The sequence below is a fragment of the Acidimicrobiales bacterium genome, from assembly GCA_036491125.1.
Lineage (GTDB): Bacteria > Actinomycetota > Acidimicrobiia > Acidimicrobiales > AC-9 > AC-9.
In genome coordinates this window covers 1-6,520 of record DASXCO010000173.1, presented here as the reverse complement: position 1 = coordinate 6,520, position 6,520 = coordinate 1, and the positions used below count along the sequence as shown (strand labels likewise).

Sequence of the window (6,520 nt, the reverse complement as noted above, 5' to 3'; positions counted from 1 at the left end):
CTTCGGTGGCACCCGGGCCGGCTTCTCGGCCGCGACCGAGATCAACCGCAAGGACTTCGACATCACCATCAACATGCCCCTCGAGGGTGGTGGCGTCGTGGTGGGCGACAAGATCCAGATCACCCTCGAGATCGAGGCGGTTCTCCAGAAGCCGGAAGCCTGATGGACGGCAACGGCTCGGGCCCCGACCGGACCGCGTTCGTCCTCACGGGCGGGGGAAGCCTGGGGGCGGTCCAGGTCGGCATGCTGTACGCCCTCCTGGAGGCGGGCGTTCGCCCGGACCTGGTGGTCGGCAGCTCGGTGGGCGCCCTCAACGGCGCCTACCTGGCTGGCCACCCCAGCCTCGAAGGCATCGAGGACCTGGCCGGTCTGTGGGAGTCGATCAAGCGCACCGAGATCTTCCCCATCAGCCCCCGTCGCATGGTGGCGGGCGCCCTGGGCTGGCGCAATCACCTCTTCGACCCGTTGGGTCTGCGGACCCTCATCCTGCGGGCCAAGCTCGGCTTCGACCGCCTCGAGGATGCTCCGATCGCACTTCACGTGATGGGGACCGACGTGAGCGCCGGCGCACCACTGGTGCTCTCCCGGGGCGACGTCGTCGAGGCCCTCATGGCGAGCGCCGCCATGCCTGGGGCGTTCCCCCCCGTGGAGGTGGACGGCCGGCTTCTCATCGACGGGAGCGTGACCGCCGACGCCCCGCTCGAGCAGGCCGAAGCGTTGGGAGCGACCAGGATCTACCTGCTGTCGACGGCCGCCCAGGACGAGGCGTCGCCTCGTGGGGCTATGGACATGGTGCAGCACGCCATCGCCCTCGCCCTCCGCCAGAGCGAGTCCATCCGGCAGGCCGCGGTGTCGTCGCGGGTCCCCCTGCACGTGCTCCCGGCCCCACCGAGGGCAGGGCACTCGGTGTTCGACTTCAGTCGGACGACCGAGCTCATCAACTCGGGCTACCTCCAGACGGCGGGCTGGCTCGCCAGCCAGCCCTCCCTGCTGGTGGCCTGAGCATCGCGACTAGCTTCATGACATGAAGCTCGGGCTGCACGTTGGGTATTGGGGCGCGGGTCCGCCTGCGGACGCGACCGCGGCTATCGCCGAGGCGGAGCGACTGGGGTTCGATTCGGTCTGGACCGCAGAGGCCTATGGATCGGACGCCCTCACGCCGCTGGCCTGGTGGGGGTCGACGACGAGCAGCGTGCGGCTCGGCACCGACATCATCCAGATGTCGGCCCGGACGCCGACTGCCACCGCCATGGCCGCCCTCACCCTCGATCATCTGTGTGGCGGCAGGTTCGTGCTCGGGCTCGGTGTCTCGGGCCCCCAGGTGGTGGAGGGGTGGTACGGCCAGCCCTTCCCGAAGCCCCTCGCCCGCACCCGGGAGTACGTCTCCGTTATCCGCCAGGTGCTCGCCCGCCAGGGGCCGGTGACCGCGTCAGGCGCTCACTACCCGCTCCCCTATCCGGGGGGAACGGGCCTGGGCAAGCCGCTCAAGTCCATCGTCCACCCTCTGCGGGCAGACATCCCGATCATCCTCGGCGCCGAGGGCCCCAAGAACGTGGCCCTCGCCGCCGAGATCGCCGACGGCTGGTTTCCCATCTACTACTCGCCACGGCGGGAGGAGGTCTACCGCGACGCCCTGGCGGAGGGTTTCGCCCGACCCGAGGCGCGGCGCCAGCCAAGCGAGTTCGAGATCCTCGCCATGGTGCCCGTCATCATGGACGACGACGTCGAGAAGGCGGCCGACTTCATGCGCCCGACCCTCGCCCTCTACATCGGCGGGATGGGCGCCCGGGAGATGAACTTCCACTACGACGTGTTCGTCCGCATGGGCTACGAGCAAGCGGCTGACAAGATCCAGCAGCTCTACCTCGACGGCCACAAGGAGGAGGCGGCGGCGGTAGTGCCCACCGAGCTCATCGAGGAGGTGGCCCTGATCGGCCCCCGAGCCAAGATCAAGGACGACCTCGAGGCCTGGACCTCCTCCCGGGTCACGACCATCCTGCTGGGCGGGACGTCGGTCCCGACGATGCAGACGATGGCGGAGCTGCTGCTCTGAGCAGCGCCTGCTTGTCGACCTTGAGCATCGACGTGAGGGGGAGCTCGGTCAGCAGTTCGAGGCGATCGGGCGCCTTGTAGTCGGCCAGGCGCCCCCGGCACCAGTCGCGGAGGTCGTCACGCGTGGGCGCGGCACCGGGAGCCGCCACCACGTAAGCGGCCCCGATCTGGCCGAGCACGGGATCAGGCAGGCCGACGACCGCCACCTTGTCGACCCCCGGGTGCTCACCGAGAACGCTCTCCACCTCGGCCGGGTAGACGTTGTACCCGCCGCGGATGTACATCTCGCTCTTGCGCCCCACGAGGACGAGGTTGCCGGCGTCGTCGAAGCGCCCCAGATCACCGGTGGTGAGCCAGTTGTCGGTGTCCAGCACCTCTGCGGTACGGGCGGGGTCGCCCCAGTAGCCGCGCATGACGGCGGCCGAGCGGCAGCGGACGCGGCCAACGTCGGCTTCCGCCACCGGGCGACCGTCGGCGTCGACCACATCGACCTCCACCCCCTCGCTGGCCCTGCCGACCGTCTCCGAGACCACCTCGTCGGCGTCCCCGACGCGCGACCGGGTGGTGATGGCGGCCTCGGTGCTGGTGTACGCCACCACCACGGGGCAGCCGAGGCGCCGCCGCATCTCCCGGACGAGCTCGGGCGGCACGGTCGACGCGCCAGTGCCCGCCACCCGCAGGCTGGACACGTCGGTGGCGTCGAACCGCGGATGGGCCAGCATCAGGGACCACTGGGTGGGGACCCCCTGGGCGACGGTGACGGCCTCCTCCTCGATGAGTCGCAGCGCCTCCCCCGCCTTCCAGGGGCTCGGCACGATGATGGTCGTGATGATGTTGACCAGCTCGTCCCACGCCTTGGTCATGAAGCCGACGTGGGCGAACGGCAACGGCGACAGTCGTCGGTCCCCCCGGTGGCTGAGGTCACCGGCGCCCACCGCGCACGCCTCCAGGTTGGAGTGGCCGAAGACCGCACCTTTCGGCTCACCCGTGGTGCCGCTGGTCCAAACGATGGCCACGGCCTCCGAGCCGTCGATGGGGGGCCGGGGCCGGATCGGGTCGGCGCGGCAGGCCTCGTCGAGCTCGTCCCGGGCGAGGAGCCGACCGGCGCCGAACGGCGGCTCGCGATCTGAGGGTAGGACCGTGAGCTTGGGGCGGGTCCGGGAAATGATGCTGGCCACCTCGGACGGGCCCAGGCGGGGGTTGATGCCCGAGGTGATGGCCCCCAGGCGCATAACCGCCTGGTAGCACACGGCATAGTCGGACGAGGACGGCAGCATGAGGCACACCACGTCGCCCCGTCCGACCCCCGACTCGGCCAGCGTGGCCGCCAGCCCGTCGGCCGCTCGGTCCCACGCACCGAACGTGAGCCGGAGCCTGCCGTCGACGAACGCCTCCCGCTCCGGATGGGCCTCGGCCGTGGCCCGCATGAGATCCACCGCGGACCTGAACGACCCTCGCATCGCGTCGATCACGTCCAGGATCGTACGATGCGGGGCGTGACACTCCTGCCGGTGATCGACGAGGACTCGGGGCCCTTCTGGGAGGCGGCTCGTCGCGGCGAGCTTGTGATGCAGCGGTGCGCGAGCTGCGGCCGCCTCCGCTTCCCGCCCCGCCCCATGTGCCCGCACTGCCAGTCCACCGATGTCACCTGGACACCGATGTCTGGGCGGGGGACGGTCTGGTCCTTCGTGGTCCCCCACCCGCCGCTCCTTCCCGACTACTCCGAGCTGGCGCCCTACAACGTCGTCGTCGTGGCCCTCGACGAGGACCCGACCCTCCGACTGGTGGGCAACCTGGTGACCTCGGCCGACGGCCCTATCAACGAGCTCCTCGAGGTCGAGATCGGCGCCCCCGTGCGCGTCGTGTTCGCACCGGTGTCCGAGGACGTCTCCCTTCCCCGCTGGGTCCCGGCCTAGCCCTGGAGGGCCGACTGCACGGCCGCCATGAGGATCGTCGGGCCCCGCAGGTCGCCGACCAAGCCACCCTCCATGCGGTTCATCACGTAGCAGACGGTGAGTCGCATGTCCTGGTCCATCACGATCAGCGATCCCCCGTACCCACCCCAGAAGCACGTCCGCGGGCCCATGGGCACGAGCTCGCCGCTCAAGCCGTACCCCATCCCCATGCGCATGGGCACCTGGAGCACAAGGTCGGTGCCGTTGGACTGCTCCTCGAAGACGACGTCACAGCCCTTCTCCGACAGCAGCCGCACGCCTCCTGTCTCGCCCCCGCCCGCGAGCGCATCCTGGATCGTCGCCACTGAGCGCGCGTTGCCGTGGCCGTTCGCCGCCGGGATCTCGGCCCGCCGCCACCAATCGGTGTTCGCCATCGAGGCCTCGACAGGCGGGTTCGTGAGCGCGCGGATCGGGATGCTGGTCGGGTCTTGCCCCGAGGCGTCCATTTGCCCGGGCGGGATGACCGGCGACACCCGGGCATCCTCGGCGGGGGGAAGCCCGATATGGAAGTCGGCGCCGAGCGGCCCCGCCACCTCCGACGCGAGCCAGGTCCCAATGGACGCGCCGGTGATGCGGCGCACGACCTCGCCGATGAGATAGCCCTGGGTGACGGCGTGGTAGCCGGCGGCCGTGCCCGGCTCCCACCACGGTGCCTGGGCCGCGAGCAGCGACGTGCACTTCTCCCAATCGGCCAGATCCTCAGGCTGGAGGGGCTCGGTGAAGCCGGCGAGCCCGGCCGTGTGGCTCATGATGTGACGTACCTCGACGGCCTCCTTGCCCCCGGCCGCGAACTCGGGCCAGTAGGTACGCACCGGCGCGTAGAAGTCGAGCTCGCCGCGATCGGCCAGCATCAGTGCGCAGAGGAACGTCATGGTCTTCGTGGTCGACCACACGTTGGTGATGGTGTCCCGCTCCCATGGGATCGTGCGGGTCTCGTCGGCATGGCCTCCCCAGATGTCCACCACTGGTTGGCCGTCGACTCGCACGACGACCGATGCGCCGACATCCCTGCCCGCATCGAGGCTGTCAACCAACCCCTGGCGAACCGCCTCGAACCCCGCCTCGCACGTCCCGTGTACCTCAGCCATGTCGTCGATCCTCCCTGTCGCCGGCGGAGTCTCTCATCCCCAGACGGGGACCACTTCTTCCCGTGCCAGGCGGCAGCCGTAGGATCCGCACCGTGGAACCGGCCGTCGCCCCCTACTACCGCGCCCATCTCGCCCTCGTCCACCACCTCGGCTTCGGCTTCCACGCCGACGCCTGCGCCCCCGGGATCCTGTCCCTGCTCCAGCCCGTACGCGATCGGGGCGGCCTCGTGGTCGAGCTCGGATGCGGGAGCGGGCTGCTCACCCGCCACCTTCTCGACGCTGGTCACCGCGTGATGGCGACGGACGCCTCGCCCGCCATGCTGGCGCTGGCCCGCGACCACGCGGCCGGCGCGCAGGACTTGCGTCAGCTGGCCCTGCCCGACGACCCGGTACCTCCCACGGACGCCATCGTGTCGACCGGGCACGCCCTCAACTATCTGCCGACCGAGGCCGCACTCGACCGGGCGCTGATCGAGGCCGCCCAGGCCCTTCGCCCCGGCGGCGTCCTCGCCCTTGACCTCTGCGACCTCAGCTGGGGCGAAGCCCGGCGCGGCGAGCCCCCGCAGGTCCGCGTCGACGACGACTGGGTGCTCGCGACCCGCTTCTCGCTGCCCTCGCCCAACCACTACGTCCGTGAGATGACGATCTTCGTCCGCGCCGAGGACGGCTCCTGGCACCGTGACGACGAGCGCCACCACAACGTCCTGATCGACACGTCTCGCGTCCCCGCGCTCCTGGCCGACCACGGCGTCGAGGCGCGGATCGCTCCGTCGTTCGGCACCGAGGAGCTGTCCCCAGGTCTGGTCGCCGTCATCGGCCACCGACCCACGTGACTCTCGTCGCGCTCCGGTCGCGGTCAACAGATGATCTCCCGCAAGATCCCTTCGGCCGAGCACTCTCCAATCTGTGCGAACAGACCCATCGCCCGATGGACTGCCAGGAGGAGCTCGACAAGCACGACAGCGAGCGTCCTCGGATCCTCTTGTGCCGGACCGCACATCTCGTTGAAGGTGGCGTTGAACGCCGCCACCTGCTCCCGTGAGGGAAGCACACCACGGTCGCGCCAGCGCGCCATCATCACGAGCAGCTCCCGCAACTGTGATCGGGCGGTGACACTCACGTCGTCGGCCGGGTCGTAGTCCACTACCAGTGTCTCTCTCATCTTCCCTTCCTCGCTTCGAGAAGCGGACAGCGCTGATTCGCGGCCCGCCTGCCGCTTCGTCGTCTTTGCCACCCACCTGGTCCCGCAACTCACGGCGGCTCCCGCCCGCCGCCGCCCAGCAGTCCCGCCTGGCGGTCCCGCTCGGTCTTGAGCTCGTGGCAGTCCCAGCACCTGCCGCTCAGGTTGGCCTGGGTGGTGGGGCCACCGTTGGCCACCGGGTCGACGTGGTCGTACTGGATGTGGTGGCGCGTGCCGCAGTCCAC

Annotated in this window: 8 protein-coding genes; 5 read left to right on the top strand and 3 right to left on the bottom strand. The window is 70.3% G+C overall.

Going from position 1 to position 6,520, the window contains the following annotated elements:
* The 3 genes from VGF64_13760 to VGF64_13750 form a co-directional block, all read left to right on the top strand.
* Positions 1–163, top strand: a 163-nt coding sequence (locus VGF64_13760) for a YceI family protein (GenBank protein ID HEY1635823.1), incomplete at its 5' end; no start/stop codon positions are given.
* A complete protein-coding gene (locus VGF64_13755) occupies positions 163–1,002 on the top strand; it encodes a patatin-like phospholipase family protein (GenBank protein HEY1635822.1) in 840 nt (279 codons plus the stop codon). The genes VGF64_13760 and VGF64_13755, both read left to right, overlap by 1 nt.
* A gap of 22 nt (positions 1,003–1,024) precedes the next feature.
* On the top strand, positions 1,025–2,053 hold the full coding sequence (locus VGF64_13750) for an LLM class F420-dependent oxidoreductase (GenBank protein HEY1635821.1): 1,029 nt from the start codon (positions 1,025–1,027) through the stop codon (positions 2,051–2,053).
* Here VGF64_13750 and VGF64_13745 read toward each other — a convergent pair.
* On the bottom strand, positions 1,986–3,524 hold the full coding sequence (locus VGF64_13745; GenBank protein ID HEY1635820.1) for an AMP-binding protein: 1,539 nt from the start codon (positions 3,522–3,524) through the stop codon (positions 1,986–1,988). The genes VGF64_13750 and VGF64_13745 overlap by 68 nt on opposite strands.
* A 24-nt stretch (positions 3,525–3,548) precedes the next feature.
* Between VGF64_13745 and VGF64_13740 the strand changes: the two genes are divergently transcribed.
* Entirely contained in the window at positions 3,549–3,968 is a 420-nt protein-coding gene (locus VGF64_13740) for a Zn-ribbon domain-containing OB-fold protein (GenBank protein HEY1635819.1), read from the top strand.
* Here VGF64_13740 and VGF64_13735 read toward each other — a convergent pair.
* Positions 3,965–5,095, bottom strand: coding sequence for a serine hydrolase domain-containing protein (locus VGF64_13735; protein ID HEY1635818.1), 1,131 nt, complete (start codon positions 5,093–5,095; stop codon positions 3,965–3,967). The genes VGF64_13740 and VGF64_13735 overlap by 4 nt on opposite strands.
* A gap of 92 nt (positions 5,096–5,187) precedes the next feature.
* Here VGF64_13735 and VGF64_13730 point away from each other — a divergent pair, with 92 nt between their 5' ends.
* A complete protein-coding gene (locus VGF64_13730; GenBank protein ID HEY1635817.1) occupies positions 5,188–5,928 on the top strand; it encodes a class I SAM-dependent methyltransferase in 741 nt (246 codons plus the stop codon).
* 23 nt (positions 5,929–5,951) lie between these two features.
* On the opposite strand, the gene VGF64_13725 is transcribed toward VGF64_13730, so the two are convergent.
* Entirely contained in the window at positions 5,952–6,257 is a 306-nt protein-coding gene (locus tag VGF64_13725; protein HEY1635816.1) for a hypothetical protein, read from the bottom strand.
* Positions 6,258–6,520 lie beyond the last annotated feature (263 nt).